The sequence below is a fragment of the Methylocystis sp. SB2 genome (assembly GCF_049817085.1).
Taxonomy (GTDB): Bacteria; Pseudomonadota; Alphaproteobacteria; order Rhizobiales; family Beijerinckiaceae; genus Methylocystis; species Methylocystis rosea.
Map to the genome: position 1 here is coordinate 1,161,088 of NZ_CP187401.1, position 24,866 is coordinate 1,185,953.

Consider the following 24,866-nt stretch of genomic DNA (forward strand, 5'->3'; position numbering starts at 1 on the left):
TCGGCGATCGAGGTAAGCGTGCGTGACGGCGCGCGAATGAGCGCAGCTGCGTCTTGATCCAGCGGCAAGCGTTCCGCGAGAAAATCATCCGCGCGGTCCGTTATTGCTTCGCTCCCCGCGCCGCGCGCTTGGCCAGCGTGCGCAGGCGCAGCGCGTTGAGCTTGATGAAACCTTCCGCGTCGCGCTGGTCGTAGGTTCCGCCTTCTTCGAAAGTGACAAGGTCCTGATCGTAAAGCGACCAGGGGCTTTCGCGACCGACGAGCGTCGCCGAGCCCTTGTAGAGCTTGATGCGCACGCGGCCCGTGACATGCTCCTGGCTCTTGTCGATCGCGGCCTGCAGCATCTCGCGCTCCGGCGCGAACCAGAAGCCGTTATAGATCAATTCGGCGTAGCGCGGCATCAACTCGTCTTTGAGATGCGCGGCGCCGCGGTCGAGCGTCAGGCTTTCGATTCCGCGGTGCGCGACGAGCAGAATCGCGCCGCCCGGCGTCTCATACATGCCGCGCGACTTCATGCCGACGAAGCGATTTTCGACGAGATCGAGTCGCCCGATCCCGTGAAGACGCCCCAGATCATTGAGCTTGGCGAGAAGCGCCGCCGGCGAAAGCTTGACGCCGTCCACGGCCGACGCGTCGCCCTTCTCGAAGTCGATCGTGACATATTGCGGCTCGTTCGGCGCATCTTCGGGATCGCCGGTGCGCGAATAGACGTAATCGGGCGTTTCCTGAGTCGGATCTTCGAGCACCTTCCCTTCCGAAGACGTGTGCAGAAGATTGGCGTCGGTCGAGAACGGCGCTTCGCCGCGCTTGTCCTTGGCGATCGGGATCTGGTTCTTTTCGGCGAAGGCGATGAGATCGGCGCGCGAGACGAAGTCCCATTCGCGCCATGGCGCGATTACGGTGATATCGGGCTCGAGCGCGTAATAGCCGAGTTCGAACCGCACCTGGTCGTTGCCCTTGCCGGTCGCGCCATGGCAGACCGCGTCGGCGCCCATTTTGCGCGCGATCTCGATCTGCTTCTTGGCGATGAGCGGGCGCGCGATCGAGGTGCCAAGCAGATAGAGCCCCTCATATTGGGCGTTGGCGCGGAACATCGGGAAGACGTAATCGCGCACAAATTCTTCGCGCAGATCTTCGATGAAGATGTTTTCAGGCTTCACGCCCAGCAGCAGAGCCTTCTCGCGCGCGGGCTCGAGTTCCTCGCCCTGACCGAGATCGGCGGTGAAAGTGATGACTTCCGCGCCATAGGTCGTCTGGAGCCATTTCAAAATGATCGAGGTGTCGAGCCCCCCGGAATAGGCGAGGACGACGCGTTTGATTTCTTTTTTCTGGCGGGTCATTTTGGCTCTGGCTCGGCGGGAGGCGATTTGCGCGCGGACTATAGGCGCCGCGGGCCCGAGCGCAAGGCGGCGCGACGCGGCCCACGTCGGCGCAGGAGAAACAGCGTGAAGCGAACATTCGCCCTGACGGGCGTCCTTTCTTTTCTGGGGCTATCAGGTCTCTGCGCGCAAACCGACCAGCGCGTCTGGACGCTTGGCGGACTGGAGGAGAAAAACGCCGACAGCATCTATCTTGGCTATGGGGTGCCGGAAAGCGACGACAGCCTTGGGAGCTTCACCTGCGCGCCAGGGAGCGGCTTGGTCAAAATCTGGATCGCCGAAACAAGCAACAAGCTCAAAGCGGGAGGCAAGTCGACGGCGATCTTTTCGGTCGGCGAAAAGACGGCGAAGGTCGCCGGCAAGCTCGTGCCCAATGAAGAAGCGGGCGTGCCGAGCTTCGAAGGGAGCCTGCCGGCGAAAGACCCGATCTTCGCGGCGATGGTCGGCGGGGAAACGCTCGACATCGCCGTTGGCGGAACAAAGCGATCGGCGCCCCTCGCCGACGCCGCGGAGAAATTCAAGAAATTCGCCGCGGCCTGCGCCAAACGCTAAAGCCTCGTTTTTTACGTCGGAGCCCCCTAAATTGGCGCAATGAGCAGCCGTTCGACAAAAAGCCCCACACGGTCCAAGGTCGCCGGCCTGACGCCGGCGCGCCGGCGCGCGCTCGACATTCTCACGCAAGCGAACCGGCCGGTCGGCGCTTATGAGATGATCGATCTCATGGCCGACGAAGAGGGCAAGCGGCCCGCGCCCGTCTCCGTCTATCGCGCGCTCGGCTACCTCATGGACAACGGCCTTGCGCATCGGCTTGCGTCAAAAAACGCCTATATCGTCTGCGGCCACGCGCATGAGGCCGAGGAGCCGGTCGTTTTCATCATTTGCGAGCAATGCGGCGAGGTGAAAGAGGCGACGTCGCCAGGATTTGCCCGCGAACTCGCGGCTCTCGTCGGAGCGGCGCATTTCAGCGCCCGCACGCGCGTCGTGGAAATCGCCGGGCGCTGCGCCCGGTGCGAAGGCAAATAGCCATGCGCGGCGCCGCGCGCTGGCTCGCGCCGCTCTTCTTTCTTGTCGCGTCGCTGGCCTTCGCGGCGGTGAATTATCCGCTGCTCACTGGTCGGGTGGTTGACCAGGCCGATGTCATTCCGCCGTCAACGAAAAGCGCGATCGAGACAAAGCTGAGGGATCTCGAGGATAAATCCGGCATTCAGCTCGTCGTCGCCTCTGTCAATTCGCTGGACGGCCTGGACGTCGAAACCTACGCCAACGGCCTGTTTCGCGCGTGGAAGCTCGGTGAAGCAAAAAAGAACAATGGCGTGCTGTTTCTGGTGGCGCCGAACGAGCGCAAAATGCGCATCGAAGTCGGCTATGGCCTTGAAGGAACGCTCACCGACGCGCTATCGAAGATCATTTTGACAAGCGCGGTGGCGCCGCGATTCAAAGCGCGGGACTTCGGCGCGGGGATCGAACGCGGCGTCGAGGGGATCATCGAGGTGCTCTCCGGCGATTCCGCCGAATGGACGAAACGCGCGCGCGGCCCGCAGTCCACGACCTTCGATGAGCTTTCCCCGCTCATTTTTTTCGCCCTGTTTCTGTTCATCGTGGTCTGGATGGCGCGTAGCGCGCGCGGCCGGCAACGGTACCAGCGGAGTTACAGGCGCGGCGGCCCCCCTTTCATCGTCTTGCCCCCAAGCGGCGGCTTCTGGGGGGATGATTCTCGCGGCGGGTGGGGAGGGGGAGGCGGTTTCGGAGACGGCGGCGGCTTTTCCGGCGGCGGTGGCTCATCGGGCGGCGGCGGCGCTTCGGGGGATTGGTGATGCAGCTCACGGCGGACGACTTCGAGCGCATCGCGGAGGCTATTCACCGGGCCGAAGAAAAAACCTCCGGCGAGATCGTCTGCGTGCTGGCGCGTCGCTCATCCGATTACGCCTTCGTGCCCCCGCTCTGGGGCGCATTTATCGCGCTAGCGTCGCCTTGGCCCATGCTGCTTTTCACCGAACTTTCGCCTCGTGAGATTTTCGCAGCGCAGATCGCCATCTTTATCGTCGCCACGCTCGTCGTTTCATGGGGACCGGTGCGCTTTTTCTTGACGCCGCGCGCCGTGAAGCGCGCCCGCGCCGCGCGTGAGGCGATTGAACAATTTTTCTCGCGCGGCGTCTCCGCCACCAAGGCGCGCACGGGCGTGCTCATATTCGTCTCATTCGCCGAGCGTTACGCGCGCATCGTCGCGGATGACGCCATCGCCGCAAAGATCAGCAATGATGAATGGCAGGCCGCTCTCGATCTGCTGCTTCGAGACTTGCAACGCGAACGGCTGGCGGACGGCTTTGTCGCGGCGATAGAGGAATGCGCGCGACTCCTGGCGCGGCATGCGCCGCCCGGCGTGAGCGGCGACGAACTGCCGGACAAAATCTATGTGATGTAGCGGGCCGGCTCTTGGCTGGGCGCGGGGGGCGCGTCCACGCTCAGGTGGACTTTCGTTCGCGCGCGACTTCGCGCCAGCCGATGTCGCGGCGGCAAAAGCCGCCCGGCCAATCGATGAGGTCGACCGCCGCGTAAGCGCGCGCCTGGGCCTCGGCGACGCTTTCGCCTAACGCCGTGACATTCAGCACGCGACCCCCGGCGGCGAGCAGGCGGCCGCCTTCCTCGCGCGTGCCGGCGTGGGTGATCGCGACGCCCTCGACGGCTTCGGCGCATTCGACGTTGCGGATTTCCGATCCGGTCATCGGCGTTCCCGGATAGTTTTTCGCCGCCAGCACGACCGTCAGCGCCGCGAGCGGCGAAAACCGCGGTCGCTGCGAAGGCGATCCGCCCCGGGCGGCGTCAAGCATCAGCTCAAGAAGATCGCCCTCGAGACGGGGCAGAATGACCTGCGCCTCGGGGTCGCCGAAACGGCAATTGTATTCGATGAGCTTCGGTCCGTCCCGCGTCAGCATGAGTCCGGCGTAGAGCACGCCCTTGAAGGGCGCGCCCCTGTCGCGCATGGCGCGCATCGTCGGCTCGATGATCTCGGCCATAACGCGCGCTTCGATATCGGGCGTCACGACGGAAGCCGGCGAATAGGCGCCCATGCCGCCCGTGTTTGGTCCCGTGTCGCCGTCGCCGACTCGCTTATGATCCTGCGCCGTCGCGAACGGCAGCGCGCGAACGCCGTCGCAAATTGCAAAGAACGACGCCTCTTCGCCTACGAGACATTCCTCAATGACGACCTCCGCGCCCGACAGGCCGAACGCGCCCGCGAACATGGCCTGAACAGCGCATTCCGCTTCCTCAAGCGTCCCAGCCACGACGACGCCTTTGCCGGCGGCGAGCCCGTCCGCCTTGACGACGATCGGCGCACCTTGCTCACGCAGATAGTGTAGCGCCGGCTCAAGCGCAGCAAACCGCGCATAGCTCGCGGTCGGAATCCCGTAGTCGCGACACAAATCCTTTGTGAAACCTTTGGAGCCTTCCAGCTGAGCCGCCGCCTGCGTCGGTCCGAAGGCGAGGACCCCGTGCTTTTCCAATTCGTCGACGAGACCGCCGATCAGCGGCTGCTCGGGTCCGACAACGACGAGCGCAATTCCCGCATCGCGACAAAAGTCGATCGCGGCGGGGTGGTTGGCGACGTCGAGATCGACGTTATCTCCCACGCGAGCCGTCCCAGGATTGCCTGGCGCGATATAGAGCCGCGTCAGCAGCGGGCTTTTTGTTAGCGCATTGGAGATCGCATGCTCGCGGCCGCCCGATCCGATCAGAAGAACATTCATTAAACTCGCCCGGTTGCTTCGTTTCCGCTTCTAGAGCGCGCGGACGCCAAAAGGCAATCCGCTCCCGAAATGCTGTGCTTGCCCGTTGCGTAAGCGCCGCTAGCTATCGGTCCGGGGGCTAGCGGCTGGAGTGTCCCACATGTCCATTACCCGAGATATCGCAACGCACGACAATGCGGTCGCCTATGGCGGCCTTATTGACGCCATTGGCGGCGTCGCCACCATCGTCCTTGTGATTTGCGGTTTAGTTGGAATAGCGCCCCCCATGATGGTCGCGATCGCGACGATCGTGTTTGGCGTCGCATTGTTAATTCAGGGCGGGGCTATGCTGTCGGAATATATGCAGGTCGTGTTTCCCGGCGGCGTTCGCACCGCTTCCGTCGAGCAGATGGGCGGCAATAGTCTCGCGCTCGTCTTCCTCGTCGGCGCCGCCGGTATTGTGCTGGGCGTTCTGTCGCTCCTTGGAATCAGTCCGGCAATCCTGACCCCGGTCGCCGCGATCGGCTATGGCACCGCTCTGTTGCTGAGCAGCAACGCTGTCTGGCGCCTCTATGTGCTGCGACGCGCTTCCGCTCAGATGGAGACCGCGATCGGACAGTCGCAACATGTCGGCGCCGAGATGCTGGCGAGCGAAATGGCGTCGGGTTCAGCGGGCATTCAGGCGCTCGCAGGTCTGGCGGCGATCGTCCTCGGCATTCTGGCGCTTGCCGGCAATCCCGCCGATTTGACCCTGAACCTGGTCGCGCTGCTTGCGCTCGGCTCGACGATCGTGCTCACGGGCAGCACCCTTAGCGCCACGGTTCTGAGCTTCATGCGAACCTGAGCGCAGCGCCTGCGGGACACCTGCGGGACAAATGCCCCCGACCAGCCGTCGGGGGCATTTTTCTGACTCGTCGAGGCCCCAGACGGCTTCCCTCCCGGAGTGAAAATGCTCTAAAGACAGCGCAATCTCTCTTTGCGAGGCGATATGGCGCGGCAGTTCATCTATCACATGCAGGGCCTCAGCAAGACCTATCCGGGCGGCAAGAAGGTCTTGGAGAACATCAACCTCTCCTTTTACCCCGACGCGAAGATCGGCGTTCTGGGCGTCAACGGCTCCGGCAAATCGACGCTGCTGCGAATTATGGCGGGCGCCGACAAGGAATATTCTGGCGAGGGCTTCGTCGCCGAGGGCGCGCGGGTCGGCTATCTGCCGCAGGAGCCGCAGCTCGACCCGACGCTCGACGTGCGCGGCAATGTCATGCTCGGCGTCGCCGACAAGAAGGCCATTCTCGATCGTTATAACGATCTCGCCATGAATTATTCGGACGAGACCGCCGATGAGATGACAAAGCTCCAGGACGAAATCGAGGCCAAAGGTCTCTGGGACTTGGACAGCCAGGTCGACCAGGCGATGGACGCGCTCGGCTGTCCGCCAGACGACGCTGACGTCACCAAGCTTTCAGGCGGCGAGCGGCGTCGCGTCGCGCTGTGCAAATTGCTGCTCGAACAGCCGGAAATGCTGCTCCTCGACGAACCGACGAACCATCTCGACGCTGAAACCGTCAACTGGCTCGAAGGACATCTGCGCCAGTATCCCGGCGCAATCCTGATCGTCACCCACGATCGCTATTTCTTGGACAATGTCACCGGATGGATATTGGAGCTCGATCGCGGCCGCGGCATCCCCTACGAGGGCAATTACACCAGCTGGCTGAAGCAGAAGCAGAAGCGGCTGGCTCAGGAGTCCTCCGAGGACAAGGCGCGCCAACGCGCGCTTGAAGCCGAGAGCGAGTGGATCGCCGCTTCGCCAAAGGCGCGGCAGGCGAAAAGCAAGGCCCGCATTCAGCGCTATGAGGAACTCGTCGCCAAGCAGAACGACAAGGCGCCGACGACCGCGCAGATCGTCATTCCGGTGGCCGAGCGTCTCGGCGACAATGTCATCGACTTCGACCATCTGTCGAAAGGCTATGGCGACACGCTTCTGATCGACGATCTCTCCTTCAAATTGCCGCCCGGCGGCATCGTCGGGGTGATCGGGCCGAACGGCGCCGGCAAGACGACGCTGTTTCGCATGATCACCGGACAAGAGAAGCCCGACAACGGGACGATCGAGATCGGCGACAGCGTGCAGCTCGGCTATGTCGACCAGTCGCGCGACGCGCTGCACGCCAACAAGTCCGTCTGGGAGGAAATCTCGGACGGCAATGAGGTGATCTATCTCGGCAAGCGCGAGATCAACAGCCGCGCCTATTGTTCGGCCTTCAATTTCAAAGGCGCCGATCAGCAAAAGAAGGTCGGGCAGCTTTCAGGCGGCGAACGCAACCGCGTGCACCTCGCCAAGATGCTGAAGAGCGGCGCCAATGTGCTGCTGCTCGACGAGCCGACCAACGATCTCGACGTCGACACGCTGCGCGCGCTCGAAGAGGCGCTCGTCGATTTCGCCGGCTGCGCCGTCATCATCTCGCATGACCGCTTTTTCCTCGACCGCATCGCGACGCATATTCTCGCCTATGAAGGCGACAGCCATGTCGAATGGTTCGAAGGCAACTTCGCCGATTACGAGGAAGACAAGAAGCGGCGCCTCGGGATCGACAGCGTCATTCCGCACCGGCTGAAATATAAGAAGTTCGCGCGGTAAGAGGCTGATGCACTTTGGCGGTGTGCTTGCATACGCCGCAAAAGCTTCTCAATTCAAGTTCGTCTTGCTTGAATAGCCTGCTCCATTCTCAGCCGGGCGTTACAATCGCGACCTCCGGGAAATACGTCCGATAACTCGCAACGTCTCGGGTCAGCAGGGGAGCGCCGAGAGTTTCCGCCTGCGCGCCGATGAAGAAATCCGCCAATACGTTCGTCTTGGCGCCGCCGCGTATCCGATAGTCGCGAAACGCCTGCCCGGCGCGCCAGAGGGCTTGACGCGACATCGCCGAATGTTCAGCCCCGAGCGTACCTAAAAAGTCGGAACAATCGGCTTCGGCCGTAAAGCCGGTCGCCAGTTCCGCAAAGACGGCATCGACGATCAAGATCGGTCCAAGCGACATTCTTCGTTCGAGCGCCTGCTGCGACGCTTCAAACCAATCGGCATTGCGCGTCAGCAGGTCGATGAAGATATTGGTGTCGACAAGCGTCAATCGTCGCCCCGCAGGAGACGCATCCACTCGTCAGTCGTCGTTCGAAATTTCACGCCCTTGCGATCCAGCGCGGCGAGCGCCCGCTCAATCTTGCTCCTCGCCGCCTTCAGCGCCGCGGGGTCCGCCTGAGCTGGATCGCTTCGCTCCACCAGCACACCGCCCTCCGGCCTTGCGCGCACGCTGACGCGGTCGCCGGGCCGGATGCCAGCCGCTTCGCGTACGGCCTTTGGCAAGGTGACCTGGCCCTTTATGGTGACTTTTGTGCTCATGGCGCCAAAGGGTAATACTCGCGCAAGAAGAGTAATACCCCCTCGATCGAAGCGTCAATCTGCGCTTAGTAAGGCGTGCGTCCAAACGCCTTGCGCAGCTCGTCCTTCGCCTGCTCCAGCACCTGTCGGCGCGCGTCGGGCAAATCCTTGCCAGCCCTGTTGATGTAGAAGGTCAGCATCGACATGGCGGAACGGAACGGGTCCGCTTTGCGCCGCTCGCTCGCCTCCGCCGACCGCTTCAGGGAGCGGGCGATTTTCACGGGGTCGTCCCATGTGAACACCCCCGCATCGAGATCGAGCGCGTCGCTGTGGCTCGTGACCTCGCCCGACCAGTAGTTGGTCGCCGTCTTTGAAGTTTTTGCCGGCGCGCGGCTTTTCGGCTGCCTTTGCGCCATCATCCGCCTCATCTCTGGAGCGCTTGTCAGGGTCAGGAGCCTTGGCCAGGTAGTCGGCCGCCCACAGAAATCAATGTCCCCGAAGCGTGGCCGCCACGAATTCGCCATCTGCGCGTGGCGCATTTCCCAGCTGGGCCGTGGGCGGCCACGAGGGATTTTTTAGATGAGACTATTCCGCCGAGCCGCTGCCTTTTTCGCCATCGGCGCTCTGCCGCTCGCGGGCTGCGCGCCGCAGGAGTCGCCCGTCGCGTCAGCTCCCGCCGCCTATGAAGAGGCCGCCAAGGCGACCGAGCTTACCGGCCAGGATGCGCTGCATGCGCGAATTTCCCATTACGCCCGCGTCTATGACATTCCGGAATCGCTCATTCATCGCTCGATCCGCCGCGAGAGCAATTACAATCCCAGCGCCCGGCACGGACCCTATTGGGGGTTGATGCAGATCCGCCACGACACGGCGCGGCACATGGGCTATCAGGGCCCGGCGAGCGGTCTTCTCGACGCCGACACCAATCTTGCTTTCGCGGTGCCGTATCTCGCCAACGCCTATAAGGTCAGCGGCGGCGATGAAGGCCGGGCGATCAAGCTTTACGCCGGCGGGTACTACTACGAGGCGAAGCGCAAGCGGATGCTCGACGAGTTGGTGACGTCCGCCTCCCACTAAGTCTTAAAAGCCTTATTGGTTTTTCGGGGTGAAGGTGCTGCGCACCCGGCCCCCCTGGGCCGCGCCGCCCTGAACGGTCGCCATGCCGGTCGTCACGTCATAGACGAGCTTATCGCCTTTCACGATGTTCTCGGCCTGGGTGAGCGTGACGTTGCCGATGAGATATACCTTGTTTTCGGCCTTGTCGTAGCTGCCCCGGTCGCCCGTGCCGATCTGGTCCTTTGAAACCAGCGTCACTGGACCTTCGGCGTCGATATGTTTGACGCGGTCGTTGGTCGTCGCGGCGGGTTGTCCGGCGCCCTTTCCCTCGAGAAAAATGATGAGGCGCGAGGCCTTGAGCGTCGAGGGCCCATTCGTGACGATCACGCTGCCGGAGTAGATGAGCTTCTGCTCCTTCTCGAAATAATCGAGCTTGCCCGCGTCGATGTTGAGCGGATCCTTGGCGGAGGCGCCCGGCAGAATGCCGCCCGAGCGGCCCGCGGCGCTGGCCGGCGTCGCGGCGACGAGCGCAGCTAGGGAGAGAACGAAGAGGTGGCGGCGCATTTAATCCTTGATCGCTGCGCCCGAAGTTTGCGAAGGCGCATCGCCCTCACCGTATAGCACCGAATGGACGCCGCCCGCGAAACTCGCGTGACGGTCCTTTTGGGAAAATGCGACAGACTGCGCGGTGACCTCGCCGCCGTCGATCTTCAACAGCACGGGCTTGTCGGACGTCATCACGCTGTCCTTGAAATCCATGACCGCCGACTCGAGCTTCATATCGAAGTTGTTGTCTTCGTGGATATTGACGCCGCCGGTCATATCGGCCCGATCGGCTTTCCGATTGTAGACGCCCTTCGCCGCCTTCAGGACGATGGAATTGTCCTTGGCGTTCTCGACCCGGACCTCGAGCTGATCGAGTTCGAAGACATCAGGCTTCGCCAGATCTTGCGTGCCCACGAGCGCGCGCACCTCGTAGGGACGCCCGTCCTTGCGATAGCCGACGAGCTTGGGGCTCTCGATGACGATGCGGGATCCCTTGAGCGCGACGCGCGCGAGGCTCAGATCGGCGGGCAGAAACCGCAGCGAGCTGATCAGAAGGCCGAGGCCGACGATGCCAACGACGCCGCCCGCCCCCCAAAGGATCCAGCGGCGCAGGTGCGCAACGCGCGTCGTGTGGCGCAGCGCCTCCGGAAAGGCACTCTGGCGCGGCGCAACAAGGCCGCCCAGGCGATCGCGGGCGCTGGGCGCCGGCAAGACGTCGGTCATGACGTGATCATGAGGCGTGCAGGTGGCGAATTCGAGGCAAAGCCAAAGCCTCGATCGCCAGAGCCTTACTCATGGGCAAAAATATCCGTTTCCGGCCAGCCGGCGAGGTCGAGCCGGGCGCGGGCGGGAAGAAAGTCGAAACAGGCCTGCGCCAGTTCGGCGCGGCCCTCACGGACCAGCATGGCGTCGAGCTTGTCCTTGAGCTGGTGCAGATAGAGGACGTCCGACGCCGCATAGGTCTGCTGCGCGTCGGAAAGAACCGGCGCGCCCCAGTCCGACGACTGTTGCTGCTTCGAAATCTCGACGCCAAGAAGCTCGCGCACGAGATCCTTTAGGCCGTGCCGGTCCGTATAGGTGCGGGCGAGCTTGGAGGCGATCTTGGTGCAATAGACCGGCGCCGGAACGAAGCCGAAGGTCTTGGCCAATATGCCAATGTCGAAACGGGCGAAGTGGAAGAGCTTCAAAATGGCCGGGTCGGCGAGCAGGCGCTCGAGATTGGGCGCGCGCGTCTGACCGCGCCCGAACTGGACGAGCTCGGCGTTGCCGTCGCCGAAGGAAAGCTGCGCCAGGCACAGACGGTCACGATGCGGATTGAGGCCCAAAGTCTCGGTGTCGATCGCAACAATGGCGCCAGCGCCGATCCCCTCGGGGAGATCGCCCTGGTGGAGGCGGATGGTCATGCGGCTCGAATCTTTCGATGTGGAGCGGATAGTCTATCGCAGAATGCGCAAGGCTTGTCGAAGCGCCGCGGGTTCGCGCCCCACTCGCTCGCCTGCGCGGCGAATTGTGCTAACTAATGGCTGGGCCCTGGTCGATGGACCTCCTGGCCCAGGGAGTAACCCCATGCGTTACATTCTTGCTTTGATTGTCGCTTGCGCAATTGCTGCGCCGCCCGCCTCCGCGGCGTCCTCGAAATCCACCGGCAAATCCGTTTCGGCCGCAAAATCGGACCAGGCGACAAAAACCGGCAAGCGCAATCGGCAGAACGCCGATCACAGCGGCGCCGGCGGCATCCATCCTTTGGTTGGAAGCGGCGACTATTAGGGCCGGTTGAACCCGCAGGGCTTCGGTTGGCCTTCGGACGGGGCTGCAGGCCCGCCCGGAACCGACCCGCCCGGTGACGCCCAAACTGCTCCTCTTGTCAGACGCCCGCCAAGTCTTCACTCTATTGCGACGCAAAATCGCGAAGAGAGAACGCCGGTGAACGATCCGACCAATGGCCTCAACGGCTCCGACCGCCGCTTCAATACGCTGGTCATCGAACTGGCAATCCGGCTGTTCGCGATCGGCGCGCTGATCTACTGGACCTTCATCATCGTTCTGCCTTTCGCGGCGATTATTCTGTGGAGCGTCGTACTTGCCGTCGCGCTCTATCCGATCTTTCGCATTGTGGCCGAAATATTGGGCGGCCGGCCGATCGCCGCCGCCATTTTGATGACGATCGCCGGCCTCGTGCTGATCATCGGGCCCGTCACCTGGATGGCCGTCGGCGCCATCGACCCCATCAAGGCGGTGATGGCGGGCATTGAAACCGGCGATATCGCCGTTCCGCCGCCGCCGCCGTCGATCAAGGATTGGCCATTCATCGGCGAGCAGCTCTATTCATTCTGGCTGCTGGCCTCGACCAATCTGCGCAGCGCCTTCACCCAAGTTTTGCCGCAGCTGAAGCCCGCCGGGGAATTCTTGCTGGACATGGCGAAGAGCGCCGGCGCGGGCACGCTCAAATTTCTGGTCTCCGTCCTGCTCATGGGCTTCATTCTCGCCGCCGCGCCGCAAATGCTCGCAGGGGCCCGCGCGCTGTCGCGGCGGATCGATCCTTCGAGCGGCGAGAAATTCGTCGATCTCGCCGGCGCAACGATCAACGCGGTTTCGCGCGGCGTCATGGGCCTGTCGCTCTTGCAGGCCGTCGTTGGCGGCGCCGGCATGTATCTCGCCGACGTGCCGGGCGCGAGCCTTTTGACTCTCGCCATCCTCGTCCTCGGCATTATTCAGATCGGGCCGTTGCTCGTCGTCGCGCCCGTCATCTTCTGGGGGTGGACGACGTTAGCGACCGGGCCGGCGCTGGCGCTGACGGTCTGCATGCTCAGCGTCAATTACGTGGACAATGTGCTGAAGCCGTTCATTTTCGCGCATGGGCTGTCGACCCCAATACCAGTGATTTTCGTGGGCGTGATCGGCGGCGTTCTCGCGCATGGCATCGCCGGCCTGTTTGCAGGACCGGTCGTGCTCGCCGTCGTTTGGGAGCTGACGAAGGCGTGGATCGCCGACGACCTCAGATTGGTCAACGAAACGGCCGCCGAGCCCGACTTCAAGGTGGAGGCGTCGCCGGCGCTATCGTCCGCGCAAGGCGTTAAGAACCTTTAGGCCGGCGCGGCCATTACGCTGCAAGCCGGCGCGCGACTGAAAATCGGCGATCGCCTCTTTGGTTTTCGTTCCGATCACGCCATCGGAGTCGCCGACGTCGTAGCCGCTGCGGGTCAGAAGCGCTTGCAATTCGCGGCGCTCGGCGCGGGAGAGGCCCGGATCGTCTGTCGGCCACGGCGTCTGAATGCCCGGCCTTCCGCGCAGCCTGTCGGACAGGACGCAGATCGCCAGCGCGTAAGACTCAGAGGCGTTATAGGCGTAGACCGCGTCGAAATTTTTCGTCACCAGGAACGCGGGTCCGTTCCGCCCCGCCGGCAAGAGCAGCGCCGCAGTTCCCTCGCCAAGGCCGCCGCCATCGAGGCGCGTCACGCCGCGCGACTGCCAGTAGCCCATCGATTGGCGGCCTTTGCGTCCAGAAGGTCCGGAATAGGTTTCCGGCAGACGCACCTCGAAGCCCCAAGGCGTTCCGGAATGCCAGCCGCTCTTGCGCAGATAATTCGCCGTCGAGCCGAGCGAGTCGGCTGCGGAGCTGGCGATATTGCGCCGCCCGTCGCCGTCAAGATCGACCGCCATGCCGAGAAAGGTCGACGGCATGAATTGCGTATGGCCGAAGGCGCCGGCCCAGGAGCCGTAGAACTCCTCCGGCGCGATATCGCCGTGGTCGAGGACTTTGAGCGCGGCGATGAATTCCTTGCGCCAATAGTCGTTGCGGCGCGGCGCTTCGCAGGCCAGCGTCGCGAGGCTCTGCACCACGGGGCGCTTGCCGAAACTCTTGCCGAAATCGGATTCGACGCCCCACACGGCGACGATCGTCGGAGCGTCCACGCCGTAGCGGCTTTCAGCCGCGTGCAGCGCGCGGGCATGCTGATGCAGCATCACGCGCCCTTCGTCGACGCGCTCCTCGTCGACGAGCCCGGCGACATAGTCCCAGACGGGCGTCGTAAACTCCGGCTGCTTGTCCATGAAGCTGACGGCGTCGTTGGGGGTGAGCCCATTCGTCGCCGACGCGATCGTCTGCTGGCCGACGCCGGCGCTGGCCGCCGCCGAGCGCAGGCTGGAGAGGCAGCTCGACCATTCGGCGCGGGCCGGCGCGGCCGTGAGCATGAGCGCGGCAAGCGCCGCCAGAAGATGATGTGCCTTCATCCCGCGAATTCTAGCGTAAGGACGCGGCTTTTTCATGAGCCGCATCGGTCGTGAAAAGACCGCGTCACTCGCAGACGCGGCGCGGGCGGGAGCCGATCACCTCGCCATATTCGTCGAAGACCGGACGGCGCTCGACCCAGCACACCGGCGGCGGCGCGACATAGACGGGCGCAGGCGCATAGACCACGGGCGGCCCCGAGTTGGCGAGCGCCCCGCCGGTGATGGCGCCAAGCGCAAACCCGCCAATGCCCGCCGCAATGGCGGGGCCGGCGGAATCAGCGTGCGCCGGGGCAATCGGCGCCAGGGCTGCGGCGCCGAGAGCCAAAGCCGCCGAAAGCGTCGCAATAGTTCTGCGCATCGTATTCTCCCAAGACGGGCGAGCCATATGTCCGCACGCGCTGCGCCGGCAAGCTCGCTCGATGGGACAATAGGAGCGATCCCGTAGACGAATCGTTAATGGCCCGCCAAGCGAAGCTTCAAAGCTGCGAGACCCGCGGCTTGCCGGAAGGCGACTTCGGCGTCGGCTTGAGCGGCGCCTGCTCCCTCGCGCCCTCGCCGCCGCCTGTCCGGAGCGCCGGCGCGTCATTCGCCTCCGACGTCGGTGTTTTGGCGCGGAACGCGGCCGCCAGCGCCTTAGCCGCGGCAAGCTCCTTGGAATCGAGCCGAGCGCCTATTTCGTCGCGCTTTTTGGCCGCGTCTTCATCGCCCTGGTCGGCTGCGGCGGAAAACCAAACGTAGGATTGCTGCAGATCGCGGCCGATCCCAAGGCCCCGAGCGTAGAGGATGCCGAGATTGAACTGGCTGTCTCGGATGCCGTATTCGGCCGCCCGACGGAACCACTCGGCAGCGGCGGCGTAATCCGGCTTGCCGTCGCCGCCCTCGGCGAGAAGCACGGCGACATTATGCATGGCGCGGGCGTTGCCGGACTCGGCCGCGCGCTCGTACCATTGCCTGGCGCGGGCGTAGTCGCGCGCGACCCCAACGCCCCTCTCATACATCGAACCCAACCGGTACTGGGCGAGCGCCAGGCCCATTTCGGCCGCCTTTTCAAACCAATGCGCGGCCGCTTTGGCGTCGCGCGCGGCGCCGCGTCCCTCGACAAGACGCGCGCCCATTTCGTATTGGGCGGCCGGATTGCCCTCGACGGCGAGGCGCTCGATCGTCGCCAAGGCGTCGCCGGGCGAGAGCGGCGGCGCCTCGATCGTTCCGGTGGGGGTCGGATCGATGTTCTGCTGCGCAACGATGGGTCGCGCGACCGACGCCGCCGGCGCCGCGCCAGAGGGAAGTTCTTTGGTCGGGCGTTGGGCGACCGCCGGCGACGAGGCGCTGTTAGAGGCTAGACGCTTTTCCGGCGACAACGCCGGCCGAACCGCCTTGGCTGGCGCCTTCGCCTCCTGCTGTCTGAGCGACGGCCCGAGCGTCAAGCCGCCCTGCCCCTCCATGCGCGCGATCTGATAGGCGCCGATCAGCAGCATGACCGCGCCAATGCCTAAGAGCAGCGGACGCTTGCGGTCTTGGATGAGGGCGCTGAAATTGACGACGGCGGCGCCCTGCGGCTTTTCCTGAGCCTGTCCCGCGTGGCGCGCCGCTTCGGCCGACTGAGCGTCAGCTTCGGCCGCAGGCGTTTGCGCGGCGCGGCGCGCGGCGGCGATGAAGTCCGACTGAATCGAGTTGCGATGCGCGGCCTGATCGGCGTCCGATCCTGGCGGCGCAATGAAAGGCTCACGCCGTTCCACGACGCTCTCGCCGACCGGCAGCAGGAACTCCATCGGATCGACCGGCGCCAAGGCTTCGCCGTCAGCATCTGAGGCGTCAGCGGCAGACGGAGCGCCGAGACGCTCGCGTGCATCATCGCCGCAAAATTCGACCCCGAGTTCTGCATCGGGCGAGCGCCGCGCGACGCCGCGCTTCTCGGTCAATTCGTCATCGACCACGCCTAGACGTTTGACGACGCGCTCGAGCGTTTGATGCACCGCCGTCAGCGTCTCATTCGTGCGTTGACCGCTCGCGTCTTGCGTCCTGAGCAATTCGCTCAATTCGCGCTGCACAGCGACGCGCACGGCCGCCGGCTGAACGCCCGCCGCATCGCGGAGAACCTCCGTGGCGGCCCGGCGAACCGCCGCCTCCGCCGCCTGCGTCGTTGCGGACCGCGTGTCCTCCAGGCGCGCGAAAAGATCGTTGATCTTCGACTCAAAGCCGATGAGCGCGCCGCTCCCCGCGTCGATCCGTTCGAGCCGCTGCGCCAGGGCGCGGATCTGAGTTTCAAGCGACTTGAGCGCGCCGTCATCGGCCGTGGGATCAGCCGACTGTTTCATGCGGTCGGCGAGCGACCCGACGAGAGCCGCCAACTCGCCCTCTCGTTTCTCGACGCTCTCGTCCTCTTCGACCCGCTGCGCGAATGCGGCGTGCATCCGGTCGAGGCGCTCGACGATTTCGTCGAGCCGAGCGTTCTGTTCGCCAAATCTCGGCGCTGAGAATGGATCGTCGAGCCGGTCGATCTTGAACGAAAGCTGCGCGAGCTGACGCTCGACAGCCTGAAGATCGAGGTCCCGCGCATCGGCGGCGAACGCGGCGTCCATTTTTCTGTCGAGGCCGCGCACCAAATTCTCGAGCGCGGCGAAATGTTCGGAATCGCCGAAGCTCCCGGGGTTTTCCAACCGCGCGGCGATCGTCTGTCGTAGCTCGTCGATGCGCTGGGCGAGATCGGCGAACTGACGCTCGGCGTTCTGTTCGGCAAGCATGGCCTCGATGCGCGCGAGCGATTCTGTCGGCGCGCTGTCGCGGACGCGGGACTCGAAGCGATCGAACCTGCGGCCAATCTCCTCGAACGCCGAGGCGTGACTGTCGCCGTCCAGCGCCGTATCGATTTTTTTGGCGAGGGTTGTGATGAGCGCTTCGAGGGGGGCCATGTTCGCGGCGCCGCGATCGATGCGCTGAGTCAGCGTCTTGCCGAGTTCGTCGATGCGCGCGCCGATTTCATCGAATCGCGCCGCCGCCGTTTGTTCGACGACGACGTCAAGCTTGCGCGCGAGCCGCTCCAGCCGCTTGTTGAAGGTCTCCAGTCCCTTGCCTGTTTCCGCCGCGACGATGGAGCGGATCGCCTTGACCACTTCGCCGAGATCCGCGCCGGACGCGCCACGTGAAAGCGCCAGCGCGTCGACTCGCTGCGTGACGTCGATGATGCGTGTTTCGATCCTCTCAAGCGGCAGCGGGCGCGCCATAAGCGCCGTCAGCTGTTCCTTGATCTCATGAGTTTCACGCGCGAGGTCGCGCACAGCCGAAGCGTTCGCAACGTCTCCATTCTGCAGCTTCTCGAGCCTGAAGCCGATCGTTTCGACGTCGGCGCGCAGGTTACGCACGATGGGCGTCGGATCGAGATCTTCGATCACGGCACGCAATTCGCCGATGATTCTTTCGGCAGGCGCGAGCGTCTCGTCTGGAACGCCGCGGCCGCGTTGCGACTCGATGCCCTGGCGGAGATCGCCCATCGCCGTTTCGATGGCGGCGACGGATGCGCGCGGCGCGAGTTCGCCGATGGCTTGCGCCATATCCTGGAGTTCGCGACGGACGTTTTCGATTTGTCGCATCATCACGAGCTGCTGGTCGCCGCGCTCGGCGGCGTCCTCGCGAAAGCTGTCTAAACCCTGCGTGACGGAATCGATCGAGCGCTGCAACGCCTCAAAGCGCGATCCGGACGCGTTCTCAGATCCGCCGAGGGCGTCGTCGAGCGCGCGTGGGCGCTGCGCGATTTTTGCGAACGCTTCCAGAATTGGCCGGGCGGCCGCATCCGCGCTGCGCGCCTCGCGCCCACCGTCCGGAGAGCTGGCGTTCCGCGAGCCGGCTGAGGCGCCCGACGTCACCGCTGGCTTCGCTACGCGCCTGCGCGCCGTATCGTCGTCCAGGCGTCCTGCAATATCGGCGAGATGCTGATCAAGGCCGCGCAGCGTCTTCTCGACGTCGGCGCCGCGATGTTCGCCCGATAGCCGCGAGAGCCGCGCTTCGAGCTCCGCCAGCGCGCTGCGAATCGGCCGCGCATTCGCGGCCGGCTGCTCGCCGAGCTGGCTCTCGATACGGCTTTTGGAGAGCGCGGCGATCGACCGCCAGATGGAGTCTTCGTCGACGCCACGGTTCTCGTCGCGTGGCTCTTCCGCGTTGGGAAGATTTCCCCCCCGATGTCCGGTCTCGCGCTTATCTTCGGGCGACTCGGAATTCGGACGACCCTGATCAGGAAATTGCGCCTTGGTCATGTGGCTGTCCGGCGGGACCGACCCGTGGAAATTGTGACAAAAACGCGGTGGAACGCGCGAATCGCGCGCTACTGTCGGCGCGGGCCGCCGACCGCCGTGACTTTCCGTCGATCGCAGTAAAGAAGCCGTTAAGAAACGGCTCTAAAGACCCGTCGCGTTCACGATTGTCACACAGCGGCTCGCTTGCGCCCGCGCCGGCGCCTCTCTACCTATGACGCAGCCCGAGAGAATCGCGGCGCGACGGCTCGGCCCCAAGCGCCGGCTTGCAAGGAGGCGTTGATGCCGAGCTACAAGGCGCCTGTAGACGACACCCTCTTCCTGCTAAATGATGTCTTGAATTTTCAGCGTTTCGGCAATCTCCCAGGCTTCGCGGACGTAACGCCGGACGTCCTGTCGCAAATCCTCCTGGAGGGGGGAAAGATCTGCGAGGAGGCGCTCGCGCCGCTCAACCAGATTGGCGACGAAAAGGGCTGCAAGCGCCACGCCGACGCCTCCGTCTCCACCCCGCCGGGCTTCAAGGAGGCGCATGACGCTTTCGCTCAAGGAGGCTGGATCAGTCTCGCCGTGCCCGAAGAATATGGCGGACAGGGCCTGCCCTATACGCTCGCCATGGCGATGAACGAGTTCGCCTCCTCCGCGAATATGTCCTTCGCCATGTATCCGGGTCTGACCCAAGGCGCGCTCGCCGCTCTGCTGCGCCATGGCGACGACGAGCAGAAGAAGCTTTATGTGCCCAAGATGGCCGAAGGCCGCTGGTCAGGCACGATGAATCTGACTGAGCCGCAATGCGGCACCGATCTCGGACTGCTGACGACCAAGGCGACGCCGCGCGGCGACGGCTCCTATTCGATCACCGGACAAAAAATCTTCATCTCCGCCGGCGAGCACGATCTGACCGAAAACATCGTGCATCTCGTGCTCGCGCGCATCGAAGGCGCGCCCGCTGGCGTCAAAGGAATCTCGCTCTTCGTCGTGCCGAAGTTCCTGGTCGACGGCGACGGCGTGCTTGGAGCGCGCAACGGCGTCAGCTGCGGCTCCATCGAAGAAAAGATGGGCATCCACGGCAACGCCACCTGCGTGATGAATTACGACGGCGCGCAAGGCTTTCTCGTCGGCGAAGCCAATCGCGGACTGAACGCCATGTTCGTGATGATGAACGAGGCGCGGCTCGGCGTCGCCATGCAAGGCCTCGCCCAGTCCGAGGTCGCCTACCAAAACGCGGCGCAATACGCCAAGGAGCGTCTGCAAGGCCGCGCGCTTTCCGGACCGAAAGACCCCGGAAAGCCGGCCGACCCGATCATCGTGCATCCGGACGTGCGGCGGATGCTGCTCGAGATGAAGGCCTTCAACGAAGCGGCGCGCGGCTTCGCGCTGTCGGCCGCGCTCGACAGCGACATCGCGCATCGATCAGATGACGCGGCCTCGCGCCAGGCGGCGGAAGACCGGCTCGGCCTGCTCACGCCCGTGCTCAAGGGCGTGCTCACCGACATCGGCTTCGAAAACACCGTCAAGGCCCAGCAGGTGCTCGGCGGACACGGCTATATTCGCGAATGGGGCATGGAGCAGTTCGTGCGCGATGCGCGCATCAGCATGATCTACGAGGGCGCCAATGGCATCCAGGCGCTCGACCTCGTCGGCCGCAAGCTGCCGCGCGACGGCGGCCGCGCGATCATGGCCTATTTCAAGGACACGACGGAGCTGTTGGCGCCGCTCGCTTCGGACGAAGCGATGAAGTCCTTCGCCGCGCCGGTGAAGGCGGCACTCGATGATCTGCAAAAGGCGACGATGTGGCTGATGCAGAACGCCATGACGAAGCCCGACAACGCCGGCGCCGCTTCTTACGACTATATGCATCTCTTCGGCCGCGTCGCGCTCGGCGTGATGTGGGTGAAGATCGCGCAGGCGGCGATGGAGAAGAAGGCGCGCGAGCCTCATGAAGCGGCGCGCATGGACGCCAAGCTCCTGACCGCGCGCTTCTACATGGAGCGCATGTTGCCGGAAACGGGCCTGCGCCTGACGCGCATTTCAACCGGCGCCGACACGATGATGTCGCTCGCCGAGGAGATGTTTTAAGGGGCCATCCTCTCCCGCAAGCGGGAGAGGGACGCGCTGGAAAGATTCGAGAAGAGGAACGCTTCATGGCCGATGCTTTTATCTATGACGCCGTTCGCACGCCGCGCGGTCGCGGCAAGCCGGACGGCTCGCTGCATGAGGTCTCTTCGCTCGGCCTCGCCGTCACGGCGCTGCAAGCGGTCAGGGAGCGCAACAAGCTCGAAGGTCCCGAAATCGACGACGTGATCCTCGGCTGCGTCGATCCGGTCGGCGAAGCCGGCGGCGACATCGCCCGCGCCGCGGCGATTTCATCGGGCTATTCGTACAAAGTCCCCGGCGTGCAGATCAACCGCTTCTGCGCGTCCGGATTGGATTCGGTGAATTTCGCCGCCGGCGAGATCATGTCCGGCCAGCATGATCTTGCGATCGGCGGCGGCGTCGAGAGCATGAGCCGCGTCGGCATCGGCGCGTCCGGCGGCGCTTGGCCCGTCGATCCGACGATCGCCATTCCCTCCTACTTCATGCCGCAGGGCGTGTCGGCCGATCTCATCGCGACAAAATACGGTTTCTCGCGCGATGACGTCGACGCCTATGCCGTCGAATCGCAAAAGCGCGCGGCGAAGGCCTGGGAAGAAGGCCGCTTCAAACATTCGATCGTGCCGGTGAAGGACGTCAACGGAATCACCCTGCTCGACCGCGACGAACATATGCGGCCGGGAACCGACATGCAGTCGCTCGCGGCGCTAAAGCCGTCCTTCGCCTTTTACGCGGAACAGGGCGGCTTCGACGCCGTGGCGATTCAGGCGCATCCCGAAGTCGAGAAATTGAATTACGTGCATCATGCCGGCAATTCGTCGGGCATCGTCGACGGCGCCGCAGCAGTGCTCGTCGGTTCGAAAGAGGCGGGCGAGAAGCTCGGCATGAAACCTCGCGTGAAGATTCGCGCCTACGCCAATATCGGTTCAGACCCGGCGCTGATGCTCACCGGCCCTGTCGACGTGACAAAGAAAGTGCTGCGTCGCGCCGGCATGACCGTCGACGACATCGATCTTTTCGAAGTGAACGAAGCCTTCGCGGCCGTCGTGCTGCGCTACCTCGAAGCCTTCGACCTCGACCCGGCGAAGGTCAACGTCAATGGCGGCGCCATCGCCATGGGCCATCCGCTCGGCGCGACCGGCGCCATGCTGATTGGAATCGCAATCGACGAATTGGAGCGCACGGGAAAATCGACCGCGCTCGTCACGCTCTGCATCGGCGCCGGCATGGGCACGGCGACGATTGTGGAGCGGGTGTGATCCTGGCGCGGAGCCGCACGATAATGGAACAAAGAATCTCCCTTATTACGCTCGGCGTGAACGATCTTGCAGAGAGCACGGCCTTTTTTGAACGGCTGGGCTGGCGCCGATCGGTCAAACAGGTGCAGGGCGTCTCGTTTTTCCAGTGCGGCGGCGTCGCCATATCGCTTTATCCCCGATTGAAATTGGCGGCGGACGCCGGAGCGCCGCCCGATGGGCGCGGGTTTAGCGGCGTCACGCTCGCCTACAACACGCGCTCGAAACAGGATGTCGACGCCGTCCTTGCGGAGGCGACATCCGCCGGGGCGACGATTGTAAAGCCGGCGCAAGAAGCATTCTGGGGCGGATATGCGGGTTATTTCCGAGACCTCGACGGACACTTCTGGGAAGTCGCATGGAACCCAGGCTTCCCTCTCGACGATGCCGGCGCAGTTACGCTGCCGGAATAACGATCCATACGTTCGGTCTCGGCGCCGCAAATCGCTCGTTCAAGGGAGTCTTCGATGAACCTCCAGAATTTCAAATTCGTAATCGATCCCGACGGCGTCGCGGTTGCGACCTGGGACATGCCCGAGCGCACGATGAACGTCATCACGCCCGAAGTGATGGACGAGCTGGAGCAGCTCATCGACGCGGTGGTCGCCGCGCCCGACGTCAAAGGCTGCGTGATCGCGTCGGGCAAGACCGCCTTTTCCGGCGGCGCCGATCTTTCCATGCTGCAGCATGGCGCCGCGCAATACGCCAGGGCGCTCAAGGAGCAGGGCGAAGACGCGGCGAACAAGCATTTCTTCGAGTTTTCGCGCCGCCTTTCGCTGCTCTACCGCAAACTGGAAACCTGCGGCAAACCTTTCGCCGTCGCCATTCACGGCGTCTGCCTTGGCGGCGCCTTCGAACTTGCGCTCGCTTGCCACTACCGCGTCATGGCCGACGACGACAAGACAAAGGTCGGGCTGCCGGAAATCAAGGTCGGGCTCTTTCCGGGCGCCGGCGGCACGCAGCGTGTTTCGCGCATCATGCAGACGGGCGATGCGCTGCAATTCCTGTTCAGGGGCGATCAGATCAAGCCGAGAGCCGCGCTCGGCGCCAAGCTTGTGCACGAGATCGCGCCGAAGGCCGAGATCGTCGATCGCGCCCGCGCCTTTATCGTCAACGGCGGCAAGGCGCAGGCGCCGTGGGACGCCAAGGAGTTCAAGACTCCGTCCGGCAGGGTGTTCTCGCCGACCGGCATGATGATCTGGCCTGCCGCCAACGCCATTTATCGCCGCGAGACCTACGACAATTATCCCGCCGCCAAGGCCATTCTGCACGCCGTCTATGAAGGGCTGCAATTGCCGATGGACCAGGCGCTGACCGTCGAGTCGCGCTGGTTCGCACATATCCTGCGCTCGAAGGAAGCGGCGGCGATGATCCGCTCGCTGTTTCTCTCGAAGAACGATTTGGACAAGGGCGCACATCGGCCCAAGGACGTCGGCCCGACGAATCTTAAGAAGATCGGCATTATCGGCGCGGGCTTCATGGGCGCGGGCGTCGGCTATATCAGCGCGCTGAACGGCCTCGACGTCGTTCTCATCGACCGCGATCAGGAAAGCGCCGACAAGGGCGTGGCCACGATCGACAAGCTCATCTCGAGCTCCGTCAGCAAGGGCCGCGCCACCGCCGCCGACAAGGATTCGCTGATGGCGCGCGTCGTCGCCACCGCCGATTATGCCGCGCTCAAAGGCTGCGATCTCGTCCTCGAAGCCGTCTTCGAGGATCGCGCGGTCAAGGCGGACGTCACCAAGCGCGCGCAGGAGGTTGTGGGCGCCGACGTGATCTTCGCCTCGAACACCTCGACGCTGCCGATTACATCGCTCGCGGAAACCACGCAGAAGCCCGAGAACTTCATCGGCATCCATTTCTTCTCGCCGGTCGAGAAGATGCTGCTCGTCGAAGTGATCATGGGCGAGAAAACGAGCGATCGCGCGCTGGCCACGGCGCTCGACTTCGTCCGCATCATCAAGAAGACGCCGATCGTCGTCAACGACTCGCGCGGCTTCTTCGCCAATCGCTGCGTGCTCAATTATGTTCGCGAAGGGCAGATCATGCTTGTCGACGGCGTGCCGCCGGCGATGATCGAAAATGTCGCCCGCATGGCCGGCATGCCGGTCGGGCCGTTGTCGCTCAATGACGAAGTCGCGCTCGATCTCGGGTGGAAAATCCTGCAGGCGACGAAGAAGGACCTCGGCGAAGGCTCCGTCGATCCCGCGCAAGAACGCGTGCTGCGCTTCATGGTCGAGGAAAACAGCCGCTTCGGCCGCAAGAACGGCAAGGGCTTTTACGACTATCACGCCAATGGAACGAAAAGCCTCTGGCCCGGTCTCTCGGCCCTGGCGCAGAATGAGATCGACCCCGATACGCTCGACGTCGCCGAAATGAAGCAGCGCTTTCTCGTCACGCAGGCGGTCGAGGCGGCGCGCGCCATGGCGGAGGGCGTCGTCACCGATCCGCGCGAGGCCGACGTCGGCTCCATTCTCGGATTCGGCTTCGCGCCCTTCACCGGCGGCGTCATCTCCTACATCGACGGCATGGGCGCGAAGGCCTTTGTCGCGCTGTGCGACAAGCTCGCCGCGACATACGGCAAGCGTTTCGAGCCGCCGCAACTGCTGCGCGACATGGCGGCGAAAGGCGAAACTTTCTACGGACGGTTCATGCCGCAGAAATTGGCGGCGTAGTTGCATTCGGCATCGCAGCCCTCGTGCTTCGAGACGGTCGCTTCGCGACCTCCTCAGCATGAGGGCTGCTTCATCGAGCATGCAAAATGCAGAGCTGAGGCCCCTCATCCTGAGAGCCGCTGACGAGGGACCGCCTCTGAACGCACGCTGCGAGGGCGCTTCACCTTTAGGGGACATGACATCCGCAGGGCCGACGAGTAAAAGACAGGCTGGACGTGTAGGTTCGAAACGCGCGCCCGCGCCCGGA

At 64.0% G+C, this 24,866-nt stretch carries 24 protein-coding genes; 13 read left to right on the top strand and 11 right to left on the bottom strand.

Annotated elements, in window-relative coordinates:
* Positions 1–100: 100 nt before the first annotated feature.
* On the bottom strand, positions 101–1,339 hold the full coding sequence (locus ACPS74_RS05805; protein ID WP_029651634.1) for an argininosuccinate synthase: 1,239 nt from the start codon (positions 1,337–1,339) through the stop codon (positions 101–103).
* A 105-nt stretch (positions 1,340–1,444) separates the two neighbouring features.
* Between ACPS74_RS05805 and ACPS74_RS05810 the strand changes: the two genes are divergently transcribed.
* Genes ACPS74_RS05810 through ACPS74_RS05825 form a run of 4 tightly spaced genes read left to right on the top strand, consistent with a single transcriptional unit; the run spans position 1,445 to position 3,800 of the window.
* On the top strand, positions 1,445–1,930 hold the full coding sequence (locus ACPS74_RS05810) for a hypothetical protein (protein WP_239754046.1): 486 nt from the start codon (positions 1,445–1,447) through the stop codon (positions 1,928–1,930).
* A 39-nt stretch (positions 1,931–1,969) separates the two neighbouring features.
* Complete coding sequence (locus tag ACPS74_RS05815) at positions 1,970–2,401, top strand: transcriptional repressor (protein ID WP_029651632.1); 432 nt, start codon at positions 1,970–1,972, stop codon at positions 2,399–2,401.
* Positions 2,402–2,403: 2 nt separating this feature from the next.
* Positions 2,404–3,192 (top strand): TPM domain-containing protein, encoded by a 789-nt coding sequence (locus tag ACPS74_RS05820; protein ID WP_029651631.1) that lies wholly within the window; start codon positions 2,404–2,406, stop codon positions 3,190–3,192.
* Positions 3,192–3,800, top strand: coding sequence for a TPM domain-containing protein (locus ACPS74_RS05825; protein ID WP_029651630.1), 609 nt, complete (start codon positions 3,192–3,194; stop codon positions 3,798–3,800). Before ACPS74_RS05820 ends, ACPS74_RS05825 begins: the two co-directional genes overlap by 1 nt.
* Before the next feature lie 40 nt (positions 3,801–3,840).
* Here the strand turns inward: ACPS74_RS05825 and purD are convergent, their stop codons facing one another.
* Positions 3,841–5,124 (bottom strand): phosphoribosylamine--glycine ligase, encoded by a 1,284-nt coding sequence (purD, locus tag ACPS74_RS05830; RefSeq protein ID WP_029651629.1) that lies wholly within the window; start codon positions 5,122–5,124, stop codon positions 3,841–3,843.
* Positions 5,125–5,263: 139 nt separating this feature from the next.
* On the opposite strand from purD, the gene ACPS74_RS05835 reads away from it, so the two are divergent.
* Together ACPS74_RS05835 and ettA are read left to right on the top strand one after the other, a co-directional pair.
* Positions 5,264–5,947 carry a hypothetical protein gene (locus tag ACPS74_RS05835; RefSeq protein ID WP_029651628.1) on the top strand — a complete coding sequence of 228 codons (684 nt, stop codon included), beginning with the start codon at positions 5,264–5,266 and terminating at the stop codon, positions 5,945–5,947.
* A gap of 144 nt (positions 5,948–6,091) precedes the next feature.
* Positions 6,092–7,744 (top strand): energy-dependent translational throttle protein EttA, encoded by a 1,653-nt coding sequence (ettA, locus tag ACPS74_RS05840; protein WP_018409087.1) that lies wholly within the window; start codon positions 6,092–6,094, stop codon positions 7,742–7,744.
* An 88-nt stretch (positions 7,745–7,832) separates the two neighbouring features.
* Here the strand turns inward: ettA and ACPS74_RS05845 are convergent, their stop codons facing one another.
* The 3 genes from ACPS74_RS05845 to ACPS74_RS05855 form a co-directional block, all read right to left on the bottom strand.
* Positions 7,833–8,234 carry a type II toxin-antitoxin system VapC family toxin gene (locus ACPS74_RS05845; protein WP_029651627.1) on the bottom strand — a complete coding sequence of 134 codons (402 nt, stop codon included), beginning with the start codon at positions 8,232–8,234 and terminating at the stop codon, positions 7,833–7,835.
* Entirely contained in the window at positions 8,231–8,503 is a 273-nt protein-coding gene (locus tag ACPS74_RS05850; protein WP_029651626.1) for an AbrB/MazE/SpoVT family DNA-binding domain-containing protein, read from the bottom strand. Before ACPS74_RS05850 ends, ACPS74_RS05845 begins: the two co-directional genes overlap by 4 nt.
* 65 nt (positions 8,504–8,568) lie before the next feature.
* Positions 8,569–8,898, bottom strand: a complete 330-nt coding sequence (locus ACPS74_RS05855; RefSeq protein ID WP_029651625.1) for a DUF3175 domain-containing protein — start codon at positions 8,896–8,898, stop codon at positions 8,569–8,571.
* A gap of 163 nt (positions 8,899–9,061) precedes the next feature.
* Here ACPS74_RS05855 and ACPS74_RS05860 point away from each other — a divergent pair, with 163 nt between their 5' ends.
* A complete protein-coding gene (locus ACPS74_RS05860; RefSeq protein WP_029651624.1) occupies positions 9,062–9,559 on the top strand; it encodes a lytic transglycosylase domain-containing protein in 498 nt (165 codons plus the stop codon).
* A gap of 12 nt (positions 9,560–9,571) precedes the next feature.
* On the opposite strand, the gene lptA is transcribed toward ACPS74_RS05860, so the two are convergent.
* The 3 genes from lptA to ACPS74_RS05875 all read right to left on the bottom strand — a co-directional run bounded on the left by lptA (position 9,572) and on the right by ACPS74_RS05875 (position 11,487).
* Positions 9,572–10,102 (bottom strand): lipopolysaccharide transport periplasmic protein LptA, encoded by a 531-nt coding sequence (gene lptA / locus ACPS74_RS05865; RefSeq protein ID WP_029651623.1) that lies wholly within the window; start codon positions 10,100–10,102, stop codon positions 9,572–9,574.
* On the bottom strand, positions 10,103–10,807 hold the full coding sequence (gene lptC, locus ACPS74_RS05870) for an LPS export ABC transporter periplasmic protein LptC (RefSeq protein ID WP_029651622.1): 705 nt from the start codon (positions 10,805–10,807) through the stop codon (positions 10,103–10,105).
* Positions 10,808–10,872: 65 nt separating this feature from the next.
* Positions 10,873–11,487 carry a ribonuclease D gene (locus tag ACPS74_RS05875; protein WP_029651621.1) on the bottom strand — a complete coding sequence of 205 codons (615 nt, stop codon included), beginning with the start codon at positions 11,485–11,487 and terminating at the stop codon, positions 10,873–10,875.
* Between the two features lie 163 nt (positions 11,488–11,650).
* Between ACPS74_RS05875 and ACPS74_RS05880 the strand changes: the two genes are divergently transcribed.
* Complete coding sequence (locus ACPS74_RS05880; RefSeq protein WP_029651620.1) at positions 11,651–11,851, top strand: hypothetical protein; 201 nt, start codon at positions 11,651–11,653, stop codon at positions 11,849–11,851.
* 156 nt (positions 11,852–12,007) lie between these two features.
* Positions 12,008–13,171 (top strand): AI-2E family transporter, encoded by a 1,164-nt coding sequence (locus ACPS74_RS05885; protein ID WP_029651619.1) that lies wholly within the window; start codon positions 12,008–12,010, stop codon positions 13,169–13,171.
* Here ACPS74_RS05885 and ACPS74_RS05890 read toward each other — a convergent pair.
* From ACPS74_RS05890 to ACPS74_RS05900, 3 genes are all read right to left on the bottom strand, one after another.
* Complete coding sequence (locus ACPS74_RS05890; RefSeq protein ID WP_029651618.1) at positions 13,139–14,314, bottom strand: lytic murein transglycosylase; 1,176 nt, start codon at positions 14,312–14,314, stop codon at positions 13,139–13,141. The two genes, ACPS74_RS05885 and ACPS74_RS05890, sit on opposite strands and share 33 nt — an antisense overlap.
* Positions 14,315–14,378: 64 nt before the next feature.
* The gene (locus tag ACPS74_RS05895; RefSeq protein WP_029651617.1) at positions 14,379–14,672 is read right to left on the bottom strand and encodes a hypothetical protein; all 294 of its coding nucleotides are present in this window, start codon (positions 14,670–14,672) and stop codon (positions 14,379–14,381) included.
* Positions 14,673–14,790: 118 nt separating this feature from the next.
* A complete protein-coding gene (locus ACPS74_RS05900) occupies positions 14,791–18,561 on the bottom strand; it encodes an SEL1-like repeat protein (RefSeq protein WP_029651616.1) in 3,771 nt (1,256 codons plus the stop codon).
* 279 nt (positions 18,562–18,840) lie between these two features.
* Here ACPS74_RS05900 and ACPS74_RS05905 point away from each other — a divergent pair, with 279 nt between their 5' ends.
* The 4 genes from ACPS74_RS05905 to ACPS74_RS05920 all read left to right on the top strand — a co-directional run bounded on the left by ACPS74_RS05905 (position 18,841) and on the right by ACPS74_RS05920 (position 24,619).
* Entirely contained in the window at positions 18,841–20,634 is a 1,794-nt protein-coding gene (locus ACPS74_RS05905; protein ID WP_029651615.1) for an acyl-CoA dehydrogenase C-terminal domain-containing protein, read from the top strand.
* Positions 20,635–20,699: 65 nt separating this feature from the next.
* Entirely contained in the window at positions 20,700–21,908 is a 1,209-nt protein-coding gene (locus ACPS74_RS05910; RefSeq protein ID WP_029651614.1) for an acetyl-CoA C-acetyltransferase, read from the top strand.
* Between the two features lie 23 nt (positions 21,909–21,931).
* Complete coding sequence (locus ACPS74_RS05915; RefSeq protein ID WP_029651613.1) at positions 21,932–22,357, top strand: VOC family protein; 426 nt, start codon at positions 21,932–21,934, stop codon at positions 22,355–22,357.
* Between the two features lie 54 nt (positions 22,358–22,411).
* Entirely contained in the window at positions 22,412–24,619 is a 2,208-nt protein-coding gene (locus tag ACPS74_RS05920; RefSeq protein WP_029651612.1) for a 3-hydroxyacyl-CoA dehydrogenase NAD-binding domain-containing protein, read from the top strand.
* The last annotated feature ends 247 nt before the right edge of the window (positions 24,620–24,866 follow it).

Coding starts and splice junctions, on each gene's coding strand:
- ACPS74_RS05805 (WP_029651634.1), bottom strand. CDS start 1,339: ATGACCCGCCAGAAAAAAGAAATCAAACGCGTCGTCCTCGCCTATTCC.
- ACPS74_RS05815 (WP_029651632.1), top strand. CDS start 1,970: ATGAGCAGCCGTTCGACAAAAAGCCCCACACGGTCCAAGGTCGCCGGC.
- ACPS74_RS05820 (WP_029651631.1), top strand. CDS start 2,404: ATGCGCGGCGCCGCGCGCTGGCTCGCGCCGCTCTTCTTTCTTGTCGCG.
- ACPS74_RS05825 (WP_029651630.1), top strand. CDS start 3,192: ATGCAGCTCACGGCGGACGACTTCGAGCGCATCGCGGAGGCTATTCAC.
- purD (WP_029651629.1), bottom strand. CDS start 5,124: ATGAATGTTCTTCTGATCGGATCGGGCGGCCGCGAGCATGCGATCTCC.
- ACPS74_RS05835 (WP_029651628.1), top strand. CDS start 5,264: ATGTCCATTACCCGAGATATCGCAACGCACGACAATGCGGTCGCCTAT.
- ettA (WP_018409087.1), top strand. CDS start 6,092: ATGGCGCGGCAGTTCATCTATCACATGCAGGGCCTCAGCAAGACCTAT.
- ACPS74_RS05850 (WP_029651626.1), bottom strand. CDS start 8,503: ATGAGCACAAAAGTCACCATAAAGGGCCAGGTCACCTTGCCAAAGGCC.
- ACPS74_RS05855 (WP_029651625.1), bottom strand. CDS start 8,898: ATGGCGCAAAGGCAGCCGAAAAGCCGCGCGCCGGCAAAAACTTCAAAG.
- ACPS74_RS05860 (WP_029651624.1), top strand. CDS start 9,062: ATGAGACTATTCCGCCGAGCCGCTGCCTTTTTCGCCATCGGCGCTCTG.
- lptA (WP_029651623.1), bottom strand. CDS start 10,102: ATGCGCCGCCACCTCTTCGTTCTCTCCCTAGCTGCGCTCGTCGCCGCG.
- lptC (WP_029651622.1), bottom strand. CDS start 10,807: ATGACCGACGTCTTGCCGGCGCCCAGCGCCCGCGATCGCCTGGGCGGC.
- ACPS74_RS05875 (WP_029651621.1), bottom strand. CDS start 11,487: ATGACCATCCGCCTCCACCAGGGCGATCTCCCCGAGGGGATCGGCGCT.
- ACPS74_RS05880 (WP_029651620.1), top strand. CDS start 11,651: ATGCGTTACATTCTTGCTTTGATTGTCGCTTGCGCAATTGCTGCGCCG.
- ACPS74_RS05890 (WP_029651618.1), bottom strand. CDS start 14,314: ATGAAGGCACATCATCTTCTGGCGGCGCTTGCCGCGCTCATGCTCACG.
- ACPS74_RS05895 (WP_029651617.1), bottom strand. CDS start 14,672: ATGCGCAGAACTATTGCGACGCTTTCGGCGGCTTTGGCTCTCGGCGCC.
- ACPS74_RS05900 (WP_029651616.1), bottom strand. CDS start 18,561: ATGACCAAGGCGCAATTTCCTGATCAGGGTCGTCCGAATTCCGAGTCG.
- ACPS74_RS05905 (WP_029651615.1), top strand. CDS start 18,841: ATGCCGAGCTACAAGGCGCCTGTAGACGACACCCTCTTCCTGCTAAAT.
- ACPS74_RS05910 (WP_029651614.1), top strand. CDS start 20,700: ATGGCCGATGCTTTTATCTATGACGCCGTTCGCACGCCGCGCGGTCGC.
- ACPS74_RS05915 (WP_029651613.1), top strand. CDS start 21,932: ATGGAACAAAGAATCTCCCTTATTACGCTCGGCGTGAACGATCTTGCA.
- ACPS74_RS05920 (WP_029651612.1), top strand. CDS start 22,412: ATGAACCTCCAGAATTTCAAATTCGTAATCGATCCCGACGGCGTCGCG.